The sequence below is a fragment of the Nocardiopsis listeri NBRC 13360 genome (assembly GCF_001570765.1).
Lineage (GTDB): Bacteria > Actinomycetota > Actinomycetes > Streptosporangiales > Streptosporangiaceae > Nocardiopsis > Nocardiopsis listeri.
In genome coordinates this window covers 42,692-64,684 of record NZ_BCSH01000042.1, presented here as the reverse complement: position 1 = coordinate 64,684, position 21,993 = coordinate 42,692, and the positions used below count along the sequence as shown (strand labels likewise).

Here is a 21,993-nt window from a genome sequence, read left to right as displayed (position 1 = left end):
TTAGGACTCCCCGTTCCAGGTGCCATCGCGCTTCGCGCGCTCGACGATCTCGGTGAAGTGGGCGTGAGCCTCGCGATACTCGGCTTCACGGTCGGCCTTGTAGAAGGGCGCGGAGTAGCCGGAGGGGATGTCGGCGGGGTTCCCAGTCACTAGATACTTCTGGAGTTGGAGGTAGTCGTCCTTATCCTGCCCGTATCCGAAGGTGTGGTGATTCTTGGCTACTTTTCGACCACTAGCATCAAACCAGATCCAATCTTCCCTATCTGCAAGGACGGGAAACCTTGATCGATAAATAACAGCAAGTTGATCGGCTGAAATTCCAATCCAAACCGCAACGATAGCATCCAATTCCACCAGCGCAGAACGACGCTCGCGCTCAGTACGCAACGGCGATTCGCGATCCCACTCCGGCGCAACTCCTTGCAGAGGAGACAACCCCTCCCAGCTAACAGCCCAGGACTGCTGAAGCCACGATTCAGCAAAAAGCTCTGCCCAAAGAGAAGAATATGAACGAGTTAGCGAATTCAGGCGCATTACACGGACAACAAGCGCAGATTCGAGTGGATTTCCCAAGTTCGGCGATGGCATTTTCTGAGCCTCAGAAACCTGCAAATGAGAACGACCTGTGATTCTCATCAAATAATCAAGCGGTAGTGATGCCCAGAAACCAGCATTCAACACTAGAAGCTTATTACTCTTAAGCCACATAGAGTGAACGGCGTGAACGTGGGACGGGCCGGGAGGGACTAGAGCAGAAAAAAGACTTCTCTCAGTGTCAAATGGGATCATTGCACGCCACGCGAGTCGATAATTGCCAGCGCCATTCACGCCACGCATTTCATCCATATCACCAGAAAGGCCACCCGGAGAAATTCTGTAGTTAACTCGTGAAATCTCCGAATCTCCGATATTTATCAAATCAAAAGGAAGCCAGTCGTTTTGCCCAAGGCAAGGATTCTTAGGGTACTTACTCAACGGGTTCAACTGTGAGATATGTGGACCCTGAAGAACAACTTCATCCAAGGATTTTGGAACAAACGAATCACGTTCAATAATTCCACTCTTTTTAGCCCCAACCTCATCGTAACCACGCACCACCGATGGATTATCAGAACCTAGCCTTGAAGCGAACCGGGCAATAGCAGAAACCACCCCCGCCTCATCGCTGGTAACCGGATACAACAAAGGGGCCTTTAAGTACTCGCCCTCCCCAGATCCCGAAACTTCGCTCCACTCTTTCAAGACACCTGAATTAACCCGAATCAACCTCTTAGCATGCGGCCTGAGGTCCCAACCACCCCCCCAGCGAGCACCGGGAACCGGACCAGATCCACCATACTTGAGGGAACCCTCCAGAACACTTGCCCCGTAAAGATAACTACTATTCAAGAAATCAATATCACCCGACTCGCCATATACATTGATAGAAAATGAAACATTGTTGTGAACTTCGGGAAAAATCTTCGCTTCATTGCGAAAATGAGCATGGATTCTAAGGGATTGATACGCAGCACCCCGAAGCGAAGCCTCCTTAGATCCACCAAAATGCGTATCCGGGTGAATCAGTCCCGCAATACCAAATGGAGAGATATTGGCCCATGCTCGAACCATAAATCCGCGATAGAGATCTGGCTGCGTGCCCGCAAGGAGTTGATAGCTCACACAGCTGGACATAAAATCACTTAGCCCGGCCACAGCTGCAAGCTCAACCAGATAGTAGCGCTCCGTTTCGCCCTCTTCAAGAAGATATTTTTTTCGGCCTTCTTTGGCTTTAACAGAAGGTTGCTCCGCCAACTTAAACCAGGGGTCTATTTCAGCAAGAACAGAAGCCTCATCCCAACGAGGGCGCACCCACGGTGGGTTTCCAACCTGAATATCGAAACCACCGCGACTCTTATAAAGGTGTGAGAACTGGAGTTCCCAGTGGAAAAAACCGTGCTGTTTGGCCAGGTTCTCCGAGGCTGCCAACCAGGGGAACTTCTCGCCCATCCGATAGGGCTCGGTCATGCCCATGAAGCCGGGCAGCATGTCCTCCGCATCGCCCAACTCACCGAGGCTGTGGATCTGTCCCTCGTACAACGAGTCATCCGGGATGTCGTGTGATCCGAGCACGGCCTCAGCGAAGTCGAGCCACTTGTCCAGGTCCACCAAGCTCTTGCTGGAGCTCTGTCCCGTATCGAATAGAGAGTCTGCCCCGGAAGCGCTCACTTCCAGAGAACGCTCCAGACGCCCGTAAACTTCGTCGCTGCCGTCCAGCAACCCAGCCTTCTGCACTGGCCAGAACCACAACGCGCACCACGCGTCCATGACGGTCTTCAGCCGCCAGTACGGGCTGCCCTTCCGCTCCAACCGGGCCTTGACCTCATCACGCGAAAGCGGGTTCTCCGGCTGCTCGATCCAGTCGGCACCGTAGACGTCGATCTCGCGGCTGATCTCCTGCTCGGAAAGCTCAAGCCTGCGAATGACCCAGCCCCACAGGTACTCCGCCCGCCTGGACAAACCCTGAAGCCGCTTGAGTTCTGACTTCTTGCCGGTCGCCTTCGGGCGCTTGCGCATGGACTTGCGCCAGTCGCCCAGCTTCTTCGTCTCTTCCGGGGCGAGGTTCTTGGCCTCCTTCTCCCCTGCCACGCTCCCCCAGCCCTGCGCGGGAAGCAGCCAGTGGTGGATGTGACCTTCCTCGATCTCCCCATCCCGGAAGGGCACCTCCTTGGGCGCGCTCTTGAGCCATTCGCCCTTCTTCACCGCGTCCGGAGAGTACAGGGCCCGACGAGCGCCCACCAGCGAGTTACCCCGCCGCAGGTGCAACCCGAACCAGGGTGCCTGCAACCCCGGGTACATCACGTTCAACCACAGCGAGACCTCGGCCAACTCCACCGCCGTCTCGTTCAGGTCCACTCCGTACGAACGGTGCAGGGCGATGTAGGCCTTGACCTTCTGCAACTCCTCCGCGTACTTGTCCGGGTCGAGTCGCTCACCCCGTTCATCCTGCGCACGCTTCAGATACTCCGCCGCGACCTGGTTGATCGCCTCGTTGAGGAAGGCACCCGACCCGAGCGCGGGCTCGCAGATGGTCCACTCCAGCAGCTCGCGTGCCGGGGTGACCGTGTCGTTCTGGTCCAGCCGCTCGCGCAGGGTCAGCTGCACCGTCAGCCGGGTCAGCGACTCCGGGGTGTAGTACGACGCGCTGGTCTCCCGGTCGCGCCCCGCCAACCGGTAGACGAACTGCCCCGGCCGGTACACCACACGCTCGGCGGTCGGTTTGCCGTTCTCGTCCTTGACGTGCACCCACACGCCGTCCGGATAGTCGTCCACCTTGGAGTGCGGCACCAGCCATGACCCGTCCTTGGGGTCACCGTTCTTGGCCGCCTCGTACAGGGTCTCCTCGGCGATGCGCCCGGTGTAGGACATCAGCCCCTCGTACACCGCGCCCAGCTGGTTGATACCGAGCTGAGCGTAGGAGATGAACCCGCCGCGTCCCTTCTTGCTGCCCTGGGACAGCATGAGCTTGCGCAGCACCCGGTGCAGGGCCGAGTTGCGCAGGCGGGTGTCCAGCCGGGCCATCTCCGGCTCGTCCGGGTCGTCATCGGGGTGAACCAGACCGGTCCCGATCAGGCCGGTGCGCGCGGGGTCGAACAGGTCGGCCTTGAGCGGTTCGAAGCGCAGCCCCTCCCCCTCCGACAAGCCGGCGGCCTCCTCGTCGCTCAGCTGGTGGCCGCGCTGGTTGTGGCCCTCGTTGACCATGCGGAACAGCAGGTCCAGAGACTCGTACAGGTGGGTACTGCCGCGCGCTTCCTCGCCCTGGAGGTCGGGCACGACCAGGTCACCCAGGCGCGCCATGCTGTAACCGCGCAGGTAGGCCTCGTCCTTGGCCGGCACCACGCCCAGTTCGGGGCGGGCCTCGGCGTAGAGCAGGAACAGGATCCGGTACAGGTACCGCAGCGACTGGCGGGCGAGTTCGTCGGCGAAGGAACGCCCGGTGCCGGTGTCCACGTCGTGCGGACTGACCCCGGCCTGGCGCAGTCGGTCCAAGACCTCGTTGGCGATGATCTCCACCGAGCTCTGCAAGCCCTGGCGCAGTTCCTTGGACACTCCCACGGCGTGCTGGTTGGAGGAGTCCACCAGCTCCGACAAGGCGTCGCCGCTGCCGTCCTCGGAGGGCAACAGCGCCTCGGCGCCGAGCAGGGCGGCGATGGTGCCGAGTTCGTCGGTGTCGTTGTTGCTGAGGGCGGCGTCCAGGCTCACGCCCAGGTAGCGGCCCTCGCCCCACACTGCCCGGTCGGCGAGCACGACCACGCCGCCGACCAGGACCAGGACGTAGCGCAGGCCGTCGTCGCGCGCGAAGAGCCAGGAGACCAGTTTGGTGCCCTGGTCGATCCGTTCGCGGCCGGTGTTTCCCAACAGGACCGGGTCCAGGAGCCATCCGGCGCCGTTGGGGTCCATGGCGGCGTCCACGTCGGGTGCCCAGCCGCACTCGATGGCGGCGACGGTGGGGTGGTGCAGGGCCAGGCGCACGCCGACGGTGTCGTCGCCGTGTTCAAAGTGCGCGGTGTGCGGTTCGGCCTTGGGCTCGTATCCCAGGGCGGTCAGGATCGCCTGGTGCAGCCCGTGTAGGCGTTCGGTGTGCTCGGCCAGGCGTGCCTCGGTGATCGAGTCCGGGTTCTCGCGCAGGCGTTCGACGTGTTCGGCCAGGGCGGGCCGGTCCTCGAAGTAGCGGGCGCGCAGGCGGCGCAGCTTCTCGCGGGAGGTGACCGGCCGGCGACGACGTTCGGCGTCGGTGGCGTGTTCGTCGGCCTTGGCGGTGCTCACGCGCTGGGCCTCGGCGGCCTCGCGTTCGGCCCAGTCCTTGAAGACGCCCTTCTTGAGGGTCTTGGGCAGGACCTCGGCCAGGTAGTGGTCGGAGAAGTACTCGCCACGGTTGATCACGGAGTCGTAGCTCATCGGTTCGCACCCTTCAGCACGGCGAGGACACGCAGGAGGGGTTCTCCGTCGGTCCGCATCTTCTCCAGCAGGCGCCGCTGTTCGGCGGCCGTGTCCTGTACCTGCTGACGTTTGTCCTGCTTGCTGTGCGCGCTGTTCTCCAGGCCTTGGAGGGCCAGCTGTTCCCATTCCTCGACCCGGCGTTGGGGTTCGGCCAGGTCGGCCTCGATCCGGGCCTCGTACTCCTGGCGGCGCAACCTCAGGTGCTCATCGGCCACACGGACCGCGTCGGGGACCAGGGCCTGGAGCGCGCCGAGATCGCCGCCCTGGCCGGTGTTGACCATGTCGGGGCCCACCCCGGCGCGTTCCAACACCTCGAACATGTCCTCCACGCGGGGCTCGTTCGGTAGTCCGGAGACGCCCATCCACTCCACGACCGTGGGCTGGCCCAGGGCGTTGGAGTAGGTGCCCTGCACCAGGAAGACCGGCTCGTCCACCTGCCCGACCAAGACGTGGGCGTGCCCGCGCGGGGTGCGTACCTGCACCTTGTCGACCAGCCACTCCACCATGGGGTGCAGGTCGGTGACGTATCCGGTGTCGGGCCAGGTGGTCTTGGTGGATCGGGCTTGGTCCAGCCGGTTCTGGGCGTGGACGCGGTCGAAGGTGACCTTGAGCCGCTCCATGACCTTGTGGTCCTTGAGGTAGCCGGCGGGAAGGGCCTTGAGGCGCTGCTTGAGGTCCTCGGGTGGGGTGAAGGCGAGGAGTTTGTCGTCCTGGCTCAGGTCCAGGCCCTCGCCCACGGTGTCCAGGGCGGCGCGCACGAACTGTTCGGTGTCGTCGAACAGGCCGGGGGTGGGCGCGGTCTCGGGCGGCGCGGTGCCGTCGTCCACGCCGAAGTCGCCGAAGAAGAGGTCGGGGGACCAGGGGTCGTCCTCGACCTGGGTGCGGGAGGCCTCGATGGACTCCTCGACCGTGCGGCCCTCCAGCAGGTCCAGGACGAGGCGGTCCTCTTCCTTCTTGGCGCTGTACAGGCCGGTCGCCGCCTCCGCCGTGCCCAGGCTCCGGTGGGCCTCGGCCTCCTTGTCGAGCAGCTTCTCGGCGACGGTGGTGTCGTCCTTGGCGCCGTCGACGGTGGAGGTGAGGATGAGCGCGCGGAACTGGGGTTCGTGCTCTTGGCCGTAGCGGTCGATGCGGCCGTTGCGCTGTTCGATGCGGATGAGCGACCACGGCAGGTCGTAGTGCACGATGTGGTGGCACTGACGGTGCAGGTTGACGCCCTCGGAGGCGACGTCGCCGGTGACCAGGACGCGGACCTTGCTGTCGGTGAGGGCGAAGTCGGCGATGACCCTTTGTTGTTCGGTGTCGGACATGCCTCCGTGCATGAGGGCGACCTGTTCGGGCTTCAGGCCCAGGGCCTCGGGGAGTTCGGCGTGCAGCCAGGTGAGGGTGGGCACCGATTCGGAGAAGACCACGGCGCGGGTGGGGTTGGTGCGACCCACGCCGATCTCCTTGAGCTGGCCGAGCAGGCCCTGGAACTTGGCGGAGGAGGAGGCGTCGACCTTGTCCGCGCGGCGCTTGAGTTCGACCAGGGCGGCGCGTTCGCGCTCCAGCGCCGCCTCATGGGCGGGGTCGCCGGCCGGGGTGGTGGCGCGTTTGCGCTCCAGGGTCTTGAGCCGGTTGCCGGCGGTGGTGGCCAGGGCCCGGTGGGAGGACAGGAACGCCTTGAGCAGGGTGTAGGGGAAGAGGCGTCCCTCCCTGCGCACGACGGGGCCGCCCTCTCGGGCGTCACCGGCCAGCCAAACCTGGGTGAGTTCGGCGAAGACGTCCTCCTCGGCCGGGGTGGCGGCGACCCGGACGGGGATGGAGGGGCCGCGGTCGGGCCACTTGTCGCCCATGTCCGCGCGCACCTCGGGGTGGACCTTGGTGCGGCGGATGTAGAGGTGCTCGATCTGCTCGGCCGTGTACTCGGTGGGGTCGGCGATGGCGGCCGGGTCCAGGAGGTTGACGAGCTGGGCGAAGGACTTGGAGTCACCGTTGTGCGGGGTGGCCGAGGCCAGCAGCATGGCGTCGGTGTGCCGGGCCAGGACGTGGGCGAGCTTGTTGCGCAGGTTGTTCTCGTTGATGAGGTTGTGCGACTCGTCGATGACGACGGCGTCCCAGTGCATGCTGCGCAGGTGCTGGCCGTACTTGCCCTGGTTCTTGAGGGTGTCGATGGAGATGATGGCGCGCTTGAAGAACAGGAAGGGGTTGCGCCCGGCCGGAATGTCGCGCTGGATGCGTTCCAGGCCCACCGAGTCCAGGCGCACCAGCGGGATGGCGAAGCGGGTCCACAACTCCTGTTGGAACTGTTCCAGCACCTGCTGCGGGGTGACGACGAGAATGCGCTCGCCTCGGCCGCGGCGGATGAGTTCGGCGAGGATGAGGCCGATCTCCAGGGTCTTGCCCAGGCCGACGACGTCGGCGATCAGCACGCGCGGACGCAGGGCCTTGAGGGCGAGTTCGGCGGGGCGCTGCTGGTAGACCTTGTCGTCGAGCAGGAAACCACCGGTGGTGGCCAGGCGGCGCTCGGACTGGGGCAGCGGGGTGCGGCGCAGCACCGATTCGAGGTAGAGGCGGCTCTCCGCGTACCCGGAGGAGGGGTCGTGGACCAGGGTGGTCTCCTCCGGGCGCAGGGGTTCGATGCTCTCGATGCCGGTGAAGAAGAGCCCTTCCTCCCCGCGCACGAACTCCGAGACGCCGACGGCGCGCAGGAGGTGGCCGTCGTTGTCGGTGGGGGTGCTGGTGCGCACCATCCACTCGGCGTCGCGGACCACGACCCGGGCGCCGGGGGCGAAGTGACCGCCGCCGGGCGGGGTGGGGTGATCCTGTGCCCTGCTCGGGGGCTGGGCCCGGTCCTCGATTTCGGCCACTGAACGGCCCTCGCTCTCCGCCATCGGTTCTTCTGACCGTCACACGCGTGACGGGGAACCACGGTTGACACCTTTGGGACTCGAAGTGGTATCAACCGGGGTTCGGGCTGTGTGCTGTTGTGCTGTGCCGGTTGTGCCGGGCCGCCCCTGGAAGCGGGATGCGCGGGGTCGGCCTCGGGTTCGCTGTGTCGGGTGCTGTGGTCCGTGCCGCGGGGTGGCCGAGGGGCGAGCCCGCAGACCGACGGAACGACCGGGGTGGCCCTGGCCCGCCCGGTCGGGGCGTCAGGCCGCCACGGCGGGGCGCGCGTAGTCCCGACGCAACCGTTCGGCCACCATCTCGGCTCTTTGCGGAGCCGTCTCGCGCAGGGTGGTCTCCGGCCGGGTGGTGCGCACCCTGGTCCTGGGGGTGACGGGCACGGTGTCGGGAACCTCGGTGCCGGGCACGTGGGTGCGCTCGGCCACCAGTTCACGGGCCGCGCCCGGCGTCAGGTTCAGGGCGGCCAGGCGGTCCAGGAGACGGGCGCGGACGTGGGCCAGGGCCGGACGGTCGTCGGGGTCGATGGACAACAGGGCGCGCAGCAGCGGCAGGAGGGGGTCGGGGGCACCGTCCAGATCCGGGTCGACCTTCGGGTCGAGGATCTTCTCCCGGACCGCGAAGGCCGTGGGTCCGCTGTAGGGATAGCGGCCGGTGAGGGCGTAGGCCACGACCGCGCCCAGGGCGTAGACGTCGGCGGCCCGGGTGACCTGGTCGGCGGCGCCGAACTGTTCGGGGGCCATGCACAGGGCGGTGCCCATGTGGGCGCCGACCACGGTGAGGTCTCCGCCCGCTTCGCCGATGGCCACGAGCCCGAAGTCGACCACCTTGGGGCCGGTGGGGCCCAGCATGACGTTGGCGGGTTTGAGGTCGCGGTGCAGCAAGCCGGCCTGGTGAACGACTTCGAGGGCGTCGGTGAGCAGCAGGAACAGGCCGGTTCCGGTGGTCTCGTCCAGGGCGCCGTCGCGTTTGACGTACTCGGACAGGTCCAGGCCGGGGATGTACTCCATGGCCAGCCAGGGGCGGTCCGCGTCGGGACCGCTGGAGCCCATGAAGGCGGCGGTTCCGGGACCGGAGACCATGCCCAGGGCGGAGGCCTCGCGGTGGAAGCGTTCGCGCATCTCGCTCTGGGCGATGTGGTCGCCGAGCATCGTCTTGACGGCGGCGTGGTCCCCGTCAGGGGTCAGGCCGAGGTAGACCTGCCCCATGCCGCCCTTGCCGAGTCTGCCCAGGAGCTTGATCTCGCCCAGGAGAAGGGGGTCTTCGTCGCGGAGGGGTTGCACTCGTGTCCTGCCTTCTCACACGGGGGCCGTTGTCTCAGGGGCGGGGACGACCTGTGCACTCAGCGTATCTCCGCATATCAGAGCCGCGTACGAGGACTTTGGTCCCGGATCGGCTCCGAGCCACCCACAGGTCACCTTTTCCTCAGTTGGGGTGACGGTTACGAGGGGTAGTGAGAGCCGCAGGGCGATCGGGTCCGCGGAGGTGGAAGCGCCAGAAGCTGGCCGTAGGTTGAAGGTAGCCGTATACCCAAGGTGAACGGGATGACGAACTCGGCCGTGTCGGGCTCTCGGCCGGGCGGAGCGGGCGATGTCACGACAACACCATCGCGGAGTCGTGGTTCTCGATGCCAAAGAACGAGATGTTCCACCGGCACCGGTTCGCCCCCTGCGCCAAGGCCTGACCGACAAAACGACCGTCCGAAGAAACACGACACAGCCCGCAGCAACAACCATGCTCACAACCGGCTTCTACCCTGTGCGTGCTCTGAGCGATGGGCCGCTGCTGAGCTGAAGCAACGCTGGCGGACCCTGAAACACCTCACGCTGAGCCCTGACCGGATCGGGGCCATCGCCCAAGCCGGTCCGCCCCTCAACAAACCGTGAAAATAAACCTCACTGAGAACTTCAGTAGATCTCGATGCCTTCTTCAGGGGGGTCCTTCAAGATGGCGGTGAAGGCTTCGGCTTCCTCCTGGCTGAACCCTCGTTCTAGGTACGCTGCGATGATCTCCTCGCGCGAGCAGTTGTCCGGATCCTCTACAGGGACGATCACATCAACCCCCAGTCTTCCTTGAAGAGCTTGTCCATCGCCTGTGCGATAGGTTTGAAGCTACCATCCTGCCACTGGCGAGCCCGCTCGAACCCACCCGTGGATCTAAGACGGTTGATGGTTTCGGTCAGGACTGGGTCTTTGGTGCGCTCCGTGATCCACTGTGAATAAGCGCGGGCAAATAGTTCCTGATCTGAGCGAAAGTAAACCTTGGCCTTGGGGTTTTGTAGGTTCCCGAGGGATTCAAATTCTGGAGAATTTCTCATGGAGTCTAGCAAATTCTTCATGTTGGGTTTTCTAGCTCCCACCTTCGTTGCCATCCCAAGTCTCGTGTTCGAATCTCCGGCCTGGTCCATGGCATGTCCGATCTCATGAACCAAAGTTTCTCGAATGTTTCTCTGGCCAGGGTCAATACTGAGGGTTCCGCTTACATCGTTATACCTCCCAATAGTATCTCCCTTTAATTTTTCAAACTTGACAGTAAGCTCTCTCATACCGTCAGGGAAACCATGGACCTGACTAACGAGGTCGATGGCCTTATGGACCTCACCAATAAGGTCCGTGGGACCGGTATCATCAATCTCAACTGGAAGATCTTCTCTTTTTTCATATTCTGTAGATGTGAAATCCTCACTCTGGGGTGAATCGCCACCTTCGGGATCGAAATCACCCCTTATTTCTTCCTTGCGATCGTCTGAGTCAGCAGATGGCCTGTCGTTCGTTTCACCTTGCGTGCCGCCGATCCCACCATTTCCGCTTCTGGATTCCAGGGTGTTATCGGAGAGCCTGATGGTGAAGCTGTCTCCGTATCTGACATTCGGATCTCCGGTTGATTTACGCCCGTCCCAACGATCACTGTCGGGTTCCGCGTGATTATCTCCCCTATTCGAGGGACCTTGGTCGGGGCTGGCATCGCGGGCACTGTTATCAGCACCATATCGATCACCGTTCTGTGATTCAGTGTCGATGTTGTTCGTGCTACTGGAGTTTTTATGGTCAGCGTTTCCAACGCGATCGGCTGGACGGTCTGATCCGGAGCTGGAATTTTCGCGCTCGGCGGTCATAATGTCCGTGTCACCACCACGGCCACCAGTACCGGCCAGAAGACGGCTGTGGTCACCTTCAGGCCCACCGGAGAGGGCCTCAGCGGTCCAAGTGCCCTCCTCTGAACTCGGGGTACGGCTTGGGTTTGTTTTAGCTTTTTGGTCGACCTCGCTGATCGCACCTTGATCCGTAGCGCGGACTTGGTCACCGAAGGTCTGATTGCCCGGGTGGTCGACGATGTCGTCGAAGGCCAGCGCATCAGCCACCGTCGGATCGGCGACCGGGCGTTGGGTCGCGCGCCCATCCGCGCCCAAAGGATCCTGTCCGGGTCGAGGCCGCACCAACCCGCCACCGGAGTCGCTTCCTTCGCGGCCGGGGGAGATCAGGCGGTCGATGGAGGCCTGCACATCGGCCATCCGGGCCGGGCCGAACCCGGTGGTATCCAGCGCTCTTCCGGCCAGGTTGATCAGCGGTGAGCCCGAGCCACCAAACTGCGGAACATGGGAAACATCGGGCAGATCGATATCGGCTCCACCACCACTACCGCCGGAGCCCGATCCGCCCATCCCGTCCACGATGGACATCCCACGCCAGGCCATCAACGGCACACCCACCACCGCACCCACACCAGTAGCGGTCAAAGCCGCGCCGCCCACCAGGCCGATGACGTTCAACGCCGCCGTCCCGATCACATACCCGGGCCGATCTCCCCACTCCTCCCAGGGCACCACCGAGTGCGCCAAGTCCTTCCACGCCTGGCCCACGCCCTCCCCACCGTTCCACCCCAACGAGTCGGACTCGGCGTCATACATCCCCACCAACGAGGCCGCCGAGGTCAGGTTGTCCCAGTGGTACTCCTTGAGCGCATCCCCCCACGAAGCCTCGAACCACCCCTGGGAAGAGTGCGCGCCCACCATCGCACCCACACCCTCAACGGCGTCTACACCGAAGTCCCACACCGCGTGGCCGGCATCGACCCACCACCCGTGGTCGGTCTGGGCGCTCTCATGTCCCCAGGCCTCGGCCAACTCCGACAGGTCTTGGTCGAACCCGTGGTAGAACACGTTCGGATCGAGCTCAGCGTCACCCTCGGGCTGTTTCTCGAAGTTGGTGCGACCGGCAATCCCGTTGTTGATGGCGTTGGCGCAGGTGTTCTCGACCTCGGTGTAGTCGTTGACGATCTTCCGGCCCTGCTCGATCAGAGCATCGTTCTCCTCCACCAACGGGGCCTTACCGAACCCGGCGAACCCACCGCCTTTGTCCCAGTCATCGCCCTCGGCGGCGATACGCGAGCGCAGATCATAGGCCTCCACCCGCAGGTTGGACCAACGGGTCTTGATGTCGGCCACATCCTCGGCGAAGCTCTCCAACGCCCGGGCCGCCCGGCCCAACTCCTCACCCACCGTGTCGCCATCGGTGGCCACCGGATCCAGGACCGAGAACAAGGTCTCGGACTCCGGGGCCGAGTAGGGCCCGTTCAGCCCACCCCAGGAGCCGGTGATGTCGTTGCCGGTGTCAGCGATCGAGGTACCCAGCTCACGCAACCCCGAAGCCATGGCGTTGACGTAGTCCACCGACACCGAGGGGTCGGGAAAGGTCAACGGGCTGATGATGCCGTCGCCGTCCTTGAGGCGCCCCATCTGGTCGTCGACACTCAGAGGGGGTGCGGGGGTGGCCGCACCGGCACCGGGGTCCGCGATCGGCACAACGAACTCCAAAACATGTGGGGGAGGAGGAAGGGGAAAGAAGGGGTTAGGGGTTACATGGGCCGGCCCGGACGGGGCGTTGGGGTCGGGCACATCGCCCGATGTTGGAGCACGGAGCGCCTGGGGGCGGAACATCTCGTCGGAGTCGACCTCATCGCTGGCCCAGTCGATGGCGCGGTCCGAAGCGTGGGGTGAGTCAGAATCGGAGACCGAGATGGTGTGCCACATCCGATCCAGACAGGCCAAGGCCCGGTGGAAGTCGGTGGTGCCTCGGGTGCGCGCCCGTTCGGCGGCCGTGGCGATGCGCACCGCGGGGTGCGGTGGTCGGCCCGACTCTGGGTCCTGTTGTGCCGGGGGTGGGGGGTGTCCCCGGTCGGGTGTGTGCTCCCCGTTTCGTCGTAGACGAACGCGAACCTCACGGGCCTGCCTTCCCAAGGTGTCGATATGCGCCTGTTGCCAGATGGGTTGCCCAAAGCGTTGGTGTGGTTGTGATTCTGGTGATTTTTCCGCACCAGCGCACTCTTGGGGAGCCCTGATGTGGCGTGGATTGACGCGGGCCAAGGGCCGGATTCGTCCCCTTACTCCAGGTCATGACATTCGTGGGAGGGGAAGAATCCGAAGAGAAGAAGGGACAGCGTGACGAAGGCCACTACAAGAGAGTGGCGGCGATCAGGACGTCACGATGGGAAGCGGTGGGGATAGCGGAGAGGCACCACAAGGGCATTCGACTTGGTTCTCCGGCCCAGGCTGACCCCAGTGGTCAGATCGGGTCTCGGCTTCCTCTGAGGGAAAGCGACACAGGTCATCGATGATCCCCGTGACGTTGACCAGACAAAAGTTACAGCGGTCATGAGCTATAGGTGGGCCGCCTGGCTTCTCGAACCGTTCCCATACTCCTCCTGGCCCGTCGGGGTCGACTCCTTCGAAGCAAGTCCCCCGAAAGGCCGGCTCCAAAAGACGTCGCCTGACCTGGTCGCCGAGTACCCTGCGAGCCATGCGTCTGCTGATCATCTCCGACACCCACCTGCCGCGGCGTGCCCGCGACCTTCCTGCCCAGGTGTGGGAGGAGGTGGACCACGCGGACGTCGTCATCCACGCGGGAGACTGGTGCGACCTCGACTCGCTGCTCTCCCTCCAGGCGCGAGCCGAACGGGTCATCGGTGTGCATGGCAACAACGACGGTCCCGACCTACGCGAGCGGCTGCCCGAGGTGGCGCGCGAGGACCTGGGCGGCGTGCGCTTCGCCATCGTGCACGAGACAGGGCAAGCCAAGGGGCGGGAGAGCCGGTGCGCGAAGCGCTTCCCCGACGCGGACGTGCTGATCTTCGGCCACTCGCACATCCCCTGGGACACCCGTGCCGACACCGGACTGCGATTGCTCAACCCGGGCTCGCCCACCGACCGCCGCAGGCAGCCCCACCACACCTACATGACGGCCGAGATCGAGGACGGCCGACTCGATGTGCGGCTGCATCGAGTCGAGACCGGTCGCTGATCCGGGACCGGTCCGAGCCGTCCTCTCGCTCTGCCTTCTCTCTGAAAGCACCGACCCCCACATGTCATAGTGACGTGTGGTTCTCCTCTCGGGTATCCATCCCCGTCCATGAAGCGAGTTGTCCACAGGCCGGGTGGCCCCTGGTGGCGCCACCCGGTCTGGTCGTGGTCTTCTCGATGTATCGGGGGACTTCGGTTCTCGTCGGCTTCGTGCTGTCCTGGCTCAGATCAGCACCGGGTTCAGATGCGGACTCGTCGGGTTCAGGTAGGGCCGCAGGAACGGTGACGGAGGTGCCGGCGCGGGTTCCGGTTCCGGGGTGAGGAGACGGGTGAGGGTCGCGCCGTCGGGGACCTCGGCCAGGCCGGTGGAGGAGGCCACCCAGAAAGATCCCGTCCGTTCCCCGTACCAGATGATCAGGTGCCGGTTGCGGGCCTGGACGGAGGAGGCGAAGGCGTGTTCGTCCCGGTATTCGGCCTTGTGACCTCCCAGGATGGGCAGCTCCTCGGCGCGGATCCTGCGGCAGGAAGGGTGCGTGCAAGTGGGGCAGACCGGGCCGATGAGCGGACCGCGCCGGGGCAGACCCGGGCGGGAGCGGTAGAGCGGGTCGCTGGACGGGCGGGGCGCGGGGATAGGATGCGTCACTGATCCTGCTTTCTGAACATGTGCAAGTGTGTGGATTTTGGGATCTGAGGGCCCGGAAGGCGTTGGCGCGTCTTCTGGGCCCGTTTCGCGTCTACGGCGCGATCTGTCGTCGCCCGGGTAGGGCTCGTGTGGTTAGAGCAGGCTGTTCCAGCTGCTGCCGGACAGGTCGTAGGCGAGGAAGAACCAGACCTGTCGGGTGCCGGTGAACCCGTTGTCGCCCCAGGTGGTGGCCAGGGAGTCGATCATCGCCAGCCCGCGCCCGGATTCGGCGTCGCCGGTCAGGCGTGAGGCGTGGGTGGTCAGGTGCTCGAAGCGGTTCGGCTGGTCTTGGTTGGTGTGTTTGCTGCCCTGGTCGCGACAGGTCAGGCGTAGTCCGTTGTCTCGGCGTTCGCACTTGAGGGTGTAGTGGCCGTAGGGCTGCCCGGAGCGGGTGTGGGTCAGAGCGTTGTTGGCGAGCTCTGAGCCGAGCAGGGTGAACAGGTAGCGGTAGTCGGTGCCGCGCTCGGCGGCGCAGGTGTCCAGGAAAGCCCGAACCAGCGGCATGTACTGGACCGAGCGGCCGAAGGTGTAGCAGCGAGACTTGAAGAAGCGGATGTCGGCGGACCCGGTGAAGTAGTGCCGCTGGAATCGCGGGACGAGTTCACCGAGCGGAAGGGTCACGTCGGGCAGACCGACCAAAGGTGCGTTTACGGGCATGACGAATAGAACTCCTGTCACAAAGGTGAGGGAAATGGACAATTCGACGCGCCCGCCAGGTCAACGACCTTCACGATTTCCCGGAAGAGGGAAAGGGGCACGACATAGCCTGAGCGGCGAGGACTCTGAGTGAGGGCCCGATCACCGGCTACGCTCCGACTTTAAATCTTGAGCCTCAAGAATGTCAACGCCTTACCTTGATCGTCAATAAATTCTAGTTAGACTGATCCCATGCAACGCCCCCACAGCCCCACGCTACGCCGCCGCCGGCTATCAGCCGAGCTCAAGCGCGCACGCGAGGAAGCCAAGATCACATCTACAAATGCGGCAAAATCCCTCAAATGGGCGGCCGGCAAGCTCAGCATGATCGAGAGCGCCGAAATCCAAAAGGTCAAACCGGACGATCTCGACAAAATGCTTGATCTATACCAAATAGCCGATTCAGCGAAGCGCGAGGCACTACACGCTCTGGCCAGGGATGCCAAGGTCCGGGGCTGGTGGTCGAAATACAAGGAGGTGTTCGGACCCCAGTCACTTCCAGACTTCGAGGCAGAAGCGTCCACCATCCGCGCCTTCGAGTCCTCGGTGATCCCGGGCCTACTCCAGACCCCTGAGTACACCTATGCGGTCTTCCAAGGTGGCCGGTACACAGGCCCCGAGGAGATCGAACGACGCACCCAGGCGCGTTTGGCCAGGCGCGAGATCCTTACTCGGTTTAACCCAACGAAGTTCCGTGTCGTCCTAGATGAGGCCGCACTGCGTCGCTTTATAGGTGGCACCGAGATCATGGCTGAACAGCTGCGCCACATGCTTTACATGGCACAGCTACCAAACGTGGACCTTCAGGTGTTGCCCTACTCTGCTGGAGCACACAACGCTCTGGTCGCTCCCTTCAGCATCCTAGAGTTCCCCGATCCACTGGATCTCCCCATCATCTTCATCGAAACTGCCACAGGGGGCCTCTTCTTGGAGGAAGCCGACGAAGTGGAACAACATACTGTTACCTTCAGCGATGCCCAAGGGTCAGCGATGAGCACTGTGGAGTCTGCAAAGTTCATCGCTGACATCCTGAAACCCCTAGAGAGCGACTGATGAGCAACGATCTAGTGTTCCGGAAGAGTAGCTACAGCGGCCAGGGGCAGAACTGCGTGGAGGTCGCCCACATCCCCACCGACTTCCAGAAGAGTAGCTACAGCGGCCATGATCAGAACTGCGTGGAGGTCGCCGAACTCCCCTGTGGCGCGGCGATCCGGGACTCCAAGCACCCCACCCACGGCCACATCCCCTTCCCCTCCGCCGAGTGGGACGCCTTCATCGCCACCGCCCGCACCTTCCACCCGTAGAACCTCGTCCCACGTCCGGCTATTCGCTGGACGTGGGGCTTTGGCCGGTCCTGGACACGGACGGCAGTTGCCAGGGCGCCCATGGTGGTCAAGCATGGTGCCGTCACGCCGGCCCGTGACCAGCCACACACCGATCCGAGAGGCTTGTGTCATGCGTTTGGAGTTCCTGGGTACCGACAGCCGGGATGGTGAATGTCCCACCTTGTACCGAACCGACCGGGGAACGATCGTCGTGCAGGGATACAAGGTCACCGACCCCGAGGCGCTTGCCGACCTACGCGATCTGGCCGACGACGAAACCGTGGTGGAGATCCCCGAGAAGCTCCTCCGCTTCGCGAGCGAGGAGAAGCCCTCATGACCAAGCTCCTCACCAGAGAGGAGTTCCGCCGGCAATTTCTCGACTTCGAACACACCACCTGGAAGCTGGAGATCCGCGACCGGTACAACGTCTCGGGTGAACGGGAGGAGTTCGAGTACTGGTTGCGCACCGGAGACACCTCCCTCGAAGAGAAGCACGCCCGCACCTCCACCTGGCACCGCAACGTTCGGCGGGCCCGCGATGCCGGGAAGCTGTGGCAGCGGGTTCGCGTGGTCAGTGAGCCGTTGAGCGACTACATCCGCTGGGAGCACGCCGCCACCCGGTTCAACGAAGAAGCCGGTGAGGACATCCGGTGGCTCCCCCGGCACCACCCGGTCGTCGGGGAACTGCCCCAGCACGACTTCTGGCTCTTCGACAGCCGGTGGGTCTGCGTCCTGCACTTCGATGACGACGACGTCCCCCACCGATACGAGGTCATCGACGCCCCGGCGGCGGTCGCCCGGCACTGTCGGTGGCGTGACATCGCCTGGCGCTACGCCATCCCCCATCGTGAATACGCCCCCGACGCACCGGACCGGTTCAGCACGTAGTGTCCTACTCCCTGGAACGCGCCCGTCAGGAGATCGGACGCAATCTCCGAGAGCTGCGAACCGGATCAGGTCTGACCGGTTCGCGGCTCGCCGCGCTGCTCGGCTGGAGCCAACCCAAGGTCTCCCGGCTGGAAACCGGACGCCAGTGCCCGAGCAGTGCCGATATCCGGGCATGGGCCAGGGTGTGTGGTGAGGAAGGGGCCGCCGAGGAGATCATCGGACGGCTCGGCACCCTGGAATCGATGTACGTCGAGTGGCGGATCCAGGAACGATCGGGCATGCAGGGGCCCCAGGCCGAAGTGCACAGCAGGGACACCACGACACGGAGTCGCCGTGTCTACGAGTGCACCATCGTGCCAGGGCTCCTGCAAACGGAACCCTACATTCGCTCCGTCATCACGAAGTACGCCCGTTTTCGTGGGGTTTCCACCGGCACGGAAGAGGCGGTGAAAAAGCGTCTCCAACGCCAGGAAATCCTCTACGATCGGCGCAAGAGTTTCCGTTTCCTCATTCTGGAGTCGGTTCTGCATACCCGCTACATCGACCAGGAATCGATGGCCGAACAGCTCGACCGGCTCGCGGTGGTCTCCACACTGGCCAACGTGTCGCTGGGCATCATCCCCTTCGACCAGTGCGTGGCGTTCGAGCCCGGACACGGTTTCTGCCTCCACGACGACAGGCTCGTCACCGTGGAGACCCTGTCGGCGGAACTGCGCCTGACCCATCCCACCGAGGTGGCACAGTACACCCGGGCCTTCGACCTGTGTTCGCGCTCCGCCAGGTTCGGCCGCCAAGCCCGCGCCCTGCTGCTGCGCGCCATCGACTCGCTCCCCTCGGAGTAGCCGAATCATTCACAGATATTCATCGTGGCAGGCCATGTCCTGAAGGAAAACGCATAGGCGCGGATAAGCCTTTCCACCGGCATGAGCCCTCTCTAACCTCTTGCGAAGAGCAACAGAAAGGGGTGTGAAGACATGGCCGTGTGCTCAGGATGTGGCGGCGGAAAATACGTCTTCGTGGGAGGAGACGGATCGGGGCCGTGGTCGGACAAGGAGATGGTCCCCTGCCCCGACTGCAACGGGACGGGAGAAGCGTGAACCGCGAGGTCGAGACGTTGGAAGCACGGCGGGCCAGGCTCGCCTCCGGGCTGAAGGCAGAGGAGCGCATTCGTACGGCGTTCGCGAAAGTCCCACGCCACCTGTTCCTCCCTGACCAGATCTGGCCCAAGGTCGTCGGAGAACCCCTGGACCGGCGCACCGACCCGGAAGGCTGGGCAGACCACGCCTATGCGGACGCCCCCGTCATCACCCAGGTCAACGAGGGAGCGCGCAAGTCCGTGAACGTTCCGACCTCCTCCTCGTCCGCTCCCTCGGTCATGGCGGCGATGCTGGAGGCCGCCGGGTCCAGGACAGGCCACCGTGTCCTGGAGATCGGCACCGGGACCGGTTTCAACGCGGCCCTGCTGTGCGAACTCGTCGGCGTACAAGGGCGCGTCGTCACCGTGGAAGTGGACCCCGTCGTCATCACGCGGGCCCGCCACTGTTTGGAGGCCAACGGCTACGCGCCGACCGTCCTACGTGCCGATGGCCGCGACGGGCACCCGGCCGAGGCCCCCTACGATTCGGTCATCGCCACATGTGCTGTGGTCCGGGTCCCCCGAGCGTGGATCGAACAGACTCGGGCAGGCGGGGTCATCGTGCTCCCCTGGGCCCCCGGCGTCACCCTGCCCGGAGGGATGATGGCGAGGCTGGTCGTCGATCCGAGCACCGGTCGGGCAGAGGGAAGGTTCATCGGGGAAGCCGATTTCATGAGCCTGCGCCAACAGAGGAACCGGCGTGGTGCACCGCCCGGCCCTGACGCCACCGTCGACCGGGCATGGCGGATCTCGGGTGACGCCCGCGACCTGGTCCTGGGCGGCGCCGGTCCACAGTTGGCGCTGATGAACCCCGGTATCGCCATGGGTTTTCAAACGCAACCCGATCAGGGGTCCGGCTGTGTGTGGCTCGCGGCCACGGATTCACCTTCATGGGTACGCCTGCACTCGGACGGGCGAGTGGAGCAGGGTGGCCCCGACCGCCTCGGTGAGCAGGTCCTGGCCTCCCACGAGCTCTGGCGGGACCAGGGAAGCCCGGCCCTGACCGAGTACGGGCTCACCGTCGACGCCTCGGGCGAGCACCGGGTGTGGCTGCGAGAACCCTCCGGCCCGAGTTGGGTCCAGAGCGGGCACAGGTAGCGGTCTTGCTAGACCGGCACCCGAGCCTTCCCGTCCCAGCACCGCCAAGGCCCCCATGGGGGCACTGCCTACCCCCTTCAACGCTCCACCCCTCACGAGCAACTTCGAGCAAGGGCGTTGGCCCGCCACCGGGTGCGGGCTTTGATGGGTGTGGGGCGGCCATCCGGAACCCCGGACCGCCCTCTTCCACCCACGACCCCCACCCTGCGAGGAGGAGGCGGCCATGAACGACGACGGCAACAACTGACGACGACCGACAACCGACACATTCGGGGCGGGGCGGACCAGGTCCGCCCCGCCCCTTCCCCCGTCCCTCCCCCCGCTCACTCCACCGACACGCCTCGCCTCATTCCTCCGCCACCGCCCGCACGCGCTCGGCGACCCTCCCCAGCCAAGCGTCATCCGCGCGGACGTGGTCGTGGGAGGACAGATACCCCTGGTAGGAATCGAAGTAGCCGGTGATGGGCGAAGCCACCTCACGCCAGTCCTCGCCCTGGTTGCCGGCGGTGTGGTGCATGGGAAAGAGCTTGGCGTGGGCGTGGTCGACCCCGTACCCCTCGTACATGATCCCGGTGCGGGCCACGTCCTCGAACGCCTGGTCCAGGAGCCGGGCCACCTGTCGGGCGGCCAGGTGCAGCGCGGCGTACTCCCGCTGCTCCATCTCCACGACGTAGCTGGGCCGGTGCGCCTTGGGGATCACCACCGAGAACCCCTCGGTGTTGGGGAAGATCGACAGGAACGCCAGGTGATCGTCGTCCTCCCAGATCCGGTGGGCGGGCGCGTCCCCGGCCACGATCCGGCAGAAGACGCACTCGGGGGCGTGGGGCTCGGTACTCACAGGACTCCTTGATGTAGTGGTGTCGCGGGACGGACCTCGGCGCAGGTGGAACAACGCGGGTCACGGTCGGCGGGCTGCTCCTGGATCGACAGCTCATGGGACCACACACCCCTCCGCCGGTTCAGGGACGCCGGTACCCCGAACCCTCCCAGGTGTCGCAGGACGTCCAGTGCGGCCAGGGAGGAGGCCAACATGTTGACCGGGCCGTTGGACGGCGCCTGGTAACGGGCGTTGACCCGCCCGATGATCGCCGCCAAATCGGGTTCGTCGGCGGGTGCGCGTGCCGTGAGTGGTCGACAGTCCCAGCACCCGGTGCTTCCGGGCACCACCAACGGCCCCCACACCGCGACGTCGTTGACGTAGCAGGCGTTCAACCACGCCTGGCCGGAGTCGACGCAGTGGGCGTTCACCAGAGCGGTCAGTCCCGGTGAGTCGGCGGAGACCAACAGCAGGTCCGCCTCCGGAAGGGCTCTGAGGGCCTCGCTGTCGGTCGGCGCGCCGACGATGGTCCTGATACGGCACCCGGGGTTGCGGCGACGCAGTTCCCGGGCCAGGACCTGGCTCTTGGGCAGGCCGGTGTCGGCTTCGGTGAACAGGAACTGACGGGTCAGGTTGCTCAGTTCCACGTGATCGGCGTCCACCAGGGTCAACGCGCCGACCCCGGCGGTGGCCAGGGTGACAGCGACCAGATTGCCGATCCCGCCGCAGCCCAGCAGGAGCACGTGGGCTCGGGCCAGTCGTCGCTGTACTCGCCGTGCGTCCACGCCGGACAACTCGTAGAACAGGGCGTGCCTGCTGTAGCGGTCCTGTGGGTCGTAGGCGGAGGCGGGGATCAGGCAGCGCCCGTGTTCCAGCATCAGCATCGCCGCCTCGGCACGGGCCACCTCCACCCGACAAGGCCCGAGCAAGAACTCCAAGGCCTCGGCCCGGGTCCGTGGCTCGCGGAAGTGGTCGGCGAGCTGGACCAGCGGGCGCCACAGTTCCCGGTCCCGAACGCTCTGTTGCACGGAGCCGAAGCCGAGGAAGAGCGTGCCGTCCTGGATCCCGATACGGACGTAGGGGGCGAGTACTCGCGGGGGTGGGCCACCTGGAGTTGGAGGGTGCACCGGGGGGACCGCCTTTCGGTAGGGCCCTCAGGGCCAGGGCCGTGTCACCGCCGAACGTAGAACCGGAGAG

The 21,993-nt window shown here is 64.7% G+C and carries 16 protein-coding genes; 7 read left to right on the top strand and 9 right to left on the bottom strand.

All coding sequences use genetic code 11. The features are described from left to right. From NLI01S_RS14100 to NLI01S_RS14085, 5 genes are all read right to left on the bottom strand, one after another. Positions 1-4,938 (bottom strand): restriction endonuclease, encoded by a 4,938-nt coding sequence (locus NLI01S_RS14100; RefSeq protein WP_067604508.1) that lies wholly within the window; start codon positions 4,936-4,938, stop codon positions 1-3. Next, a complete protein-coding gene (locus NLI01S_RS14095) occupies positions 4,935-7,826 on the bottom strand; it encodes a DEAD/DEAH box helicase (protein WP_223809242.1) in 2,892 nt (963 codons plus the stop codon). Before NLI01S_RS14095 ends, NLI01S_RS14100 begins: the two co-directional genes overlap by 4 nt. Positions 7,827-8,108: 282 nt before the next feature. Continuing rightward, complete coding sequence (locus tag NLI01S_RS14090) at positions 8,109-9,143, bottom strand: serine/threonine-protein kinase (protein ID WP_067604504.1); 1,035 nt, start codon at positions 9,141-9,143, stop codon at positions 8,109-8,111. Positions 9,144-9,767: 624 nt separating this feature from the next. Beyond that, complete coding sequence (locus NLI01S_RS26045; protein ID WP_190318467.1) at positions 9,768-9,914, bottom strand: hypothetical protein; 147 nt, start codon at positions 9,912-9,914, stop codon at positions 9,768-9,770. Continuing rightward, complete coding sequence (locus NLI01S_RS14085; RefSeq protein WP_157091032.1) at positions 9,911-12,661, bottom strand: hypothetical protein; 2,751 nt, start codon at positions 12,659-12,661, stop codon at positions 9,911-9,913. The genes NLI01S_RS26045 and NLI01S_RS14085 overlap by 4 nt, the downstream gene beginning before the upstream one ends. A gap of 994 nt (positions 12,662-13,655) precedes the next feature. Here NLI01S_RS14085 and NLI01S_RS14080 point away from each other — a divergent pair. Continuing rightward, positions 13,656-14,156, top strand: coding sequence for a metallophosphoesterase family protein (locus NLI01S_RS14080; RefSeq protein WP_067604500.1), 501 nt, complete (start codon positions 13,656-13,658; stop codon positions 14,154-14,156). Positions 14,157-14,378: 222 nt separating this feature from the next. On the opposite strand, the gene NLI01S_RS14075 is transcribed toward NLI01S_RS14080, so the two are convergent. Both NLI01S_RS14075 and NLI01S_RS14070 read right to left on the bottom strand, forming a co-directional pair. Then, the gene (locus tag NLI01S_RS14075) at positions 14,379-14,798 is read right to left on the bottom strand and encodes a hypothetical protein (RefSeq protein WP_223809241.1); all 420 of its coding nucleotides are present in this window, start codon (positions 14,796-14,798) and stop codon (positions 14,379-14,381) included. Between the two features lie 132 nt (positions 14,799-14,930). Further along, a complete protein-coding gene (locus NLI01S_RS14070) occupies positions 14,931-15,494 on the bottom strand; it encodes an ATP-binding protein (protein ID WP_067604498.1) in 564 nt (187 codons plus the stop codon). A 231-nt stretch (positions 15,495-15,725) separates the two neighbouring features. On the opposite strand from NLI01S_RS14070, the gene NLI01S_RS14065 reads away from it, so the two are divergent. From NLI01S_RS14065 to NLI01S_RS14040, 6 genes are all read left to right on the top strand, one after another. Beyond that, positions 15,726-16,586, top strand: a complete 861-nt coding sequence (locus NLI01S_RS14065) for a helix-turn-helix domain-containing protein (protein ID WP_067604496.1) — start codon at positions 15,726-15,728, stop codon at positions 16,584-16,586. Continuing rightward, positions 16,586-16,837, top strand: a complete 252-nt coding sequence (locus tag NLI01S_RS14060) for a DUF397 domain-containing protein (protein ID WP_067604494.1) — start codon at positions 16,586-16,588, stop codon at positions 16,835-16,837. Before NLI01S_RS14065 ends, NLI01S_RS14060 begins: the two co-directional genes overlap by 1 nt. A gap of 151 nt (positions 16,838-16,988) precedes the next feature. After that, entirely contained in the window at positions 16,989-17,195 is a 207-nt protein-coding gene (locus tag NLI01S_RS14055) for a hypothetical protein (protein ID WP_067604492.1), read from the top strand. Beyond that, entirely contained in the window at positions 17,192-17,746 is a 555-nt protein-coding gene (locus NLI01S_RS14050; RefSeq protein WP_067604490.1) for a DUF6879 family protein, read from the top strand. Before NLI01S_RS14055 ends, NLI01S_RS14050 begins: the two co-directional genes overlap by 4 nt. Further along, a complete protein-coding gene (locus NLI01S_RS14045; RefSeq protein ID WP_067604488.1) occupies positions 17,746-18,588 on the top strand; it encodes a helix-turn-helix domain-containing protein in 843 nt (280 codons plus the stop codon). The genes NLI01S_RS14050 and NLI01S_RS14045 overlap by 1 nt, the downstream gene beginning before the upstream one ends. Before the next feature lie 251 nt (positions 18,589-18,839). Next, the gene (locus NLI01S_RS14040) at positions 18,840-19,979 is read left to right on the top strand and encodes a methyltransferase domain-containing protein (protein WP_223809240.1); all 1,140 of its coding nucleotides are present in this window, start codon (positions 18,840-18,842) and stop codon (positions 19,977-19,979) included. Positions 19,980-20,325: 346 nt separating this feature from the next. On the opposite strand, the gene NLI01S_RS14035 is transcribed toward NLI01S_RS14040, so the two are convergent. Beyond that, positions 20,326-20,817: an HIT family protein gene (locus NLI01S_RS14035; protein WP_067604486.1), complete on the bottom strand. Its 492-nt coding sequence runs from the start codon at positions 20,815-20,817 to the stop codon at positions 20,326-20,328. Beyond that, positions 20,814-21,923: a HesA/MoeB/ThiF family protein gene (locus NLI01S_RS14030; RefSeq protein ID WP_067604483.1), complete on the bottom strand. Its 1,110-nt coding sequence runs from the start codon at positions 21,921-21,923 to the stop codon at positions 20,814-20,816. Before NLI01S_RS14030 ends, NLI01S_RS14035 begins: the two co-directional genes overlap by 4 nt. Between the last annotated feature and the right edge of the window lie 70 nt (positions 21,924-21,993).